The following is a 1,197-nucleotide window of genomic DNA, read 5'->3' as shown; positions in this document are numbered from 1 at the left end:
TTGCCGATACTGTTACTTGCATTTGGCGAACAGGCTATCGCAGCAGCTGTGATTTTATTTTTGATTGAAAATACACTGCATTTTTCTTTGGGAATGCGGATGTTAAGAACAGAATCATCTTTATTATCGTTACTGAAAATCCCGATCTTGCAAGCAACGCTCGTGGGTGTTGTGGTCGCTTATTTAGATTTTTCTGTGCCGCAACCAGTAGCTATTGGCGTTGAAATGCTAGGTCAGATATCCATCCCGCTAATGCTGTTATCGCTAGGTGCGCGAATGGCCCAAACGCAACTTTCTGATATCCGTCTCGGGCTCGTTTCAGCAATCTGGGCACCACTTTCTGGCTTATTGAGTTTGGCATTGGTGCTCGCAATGGTTTTGCCTTTCACAGGTTTATCGAAAGATCTCATTGCGATGCTTGTGATCTTTGCCGCTTTGCCTCCAGCAGTACTGAATTTTTTGATCGCAGAGCAGTTGAATCAAGAGCCTGATCGTGTTGCATCTATCGTGTTGTTAGGAAATCTATCGGCGCTTATTACTCTCCCGATCGTGTTCACTTTTGTCCTTTAATGAATCTAATTACGCTTTTTAGCGTGACGGTTTTAACCACATGCCTTGTTTTGGTTTTACAGTGGAGCCATCAGATTGTATGAATCGGAAGGGCACAGATTTCATCGTACCTTGGTCGTTGTATTGAATCACAAAGTGTAAATGTGGGCCGGTCGAAAAACCTGAGTTACCAGAGCGACCAAGCAAATCGCCAGCTTTGACTTTATCTCCTACTGCGACATCTATCTTGCCCATTAATAAGTGGCCGTAAATGGCATAGGTGCCATCTTCATGAAGTACTTGCACGTAATTAGCTTTGTCTAGAAAAAAGCCGCTATTGGTCCCTGCGTAGGAATAGTTGTTTTTAATGCTGATTACGATGCCATCGCGCGCAGCGCTAATTGGTGTTGCAATGGGCATGGCGATATCCACAGCATGTATTTGAGGTTCCTGTGCATGGCTGAAGCGCCCGTTGAAACCTTGAGAAACCTCTAAAAGGCGGTGGCCTTTGAACGGAACAAGGTAAGTTGCAGTGGCGTCTGGTCTTGTATGTGGATCTCCGAGTATGCACCAGAATTCTATCTCGTTTGTACGCATGTGAGTGCGATCAGTTTGCAAGATAACTGTGTTTGAGAATGCTTGAACAAG

General features: G+C 44.7%; 2 protein-coding genes. One reads left to right on the top strand and one right to left on the bottom strand.

Going from position 1 to position 1,197, the window contains the following annotated elements:
• On the top strand, positions 1-570 hold a 570-nt coding region (locus tag A3739_RS24120; RefSeq protein WP_231877138.1), incomplete at its 5' end, for an AEC family transporter.
• Positions 571-588: 18 nt separating this feature from the next.
• Here A3739_RS24120 and A3739_RS24115 read toward each other — a convergent pair.
• Positions 589-1,197 (bottom strand): M23 family metallopeptidase (locus A3739_RS24115; RefSeq protein WP_231877137.1); only part of this gene is annotated, 609 nt, incomplete at its 5' end.

The sequence above is a fragment of the Oleiphilus sp. HI0067 genome (assembly GCF_001635735.1).
This window is presented reverse-complemented; position numbering and strand designations above follow the sequence as displayed.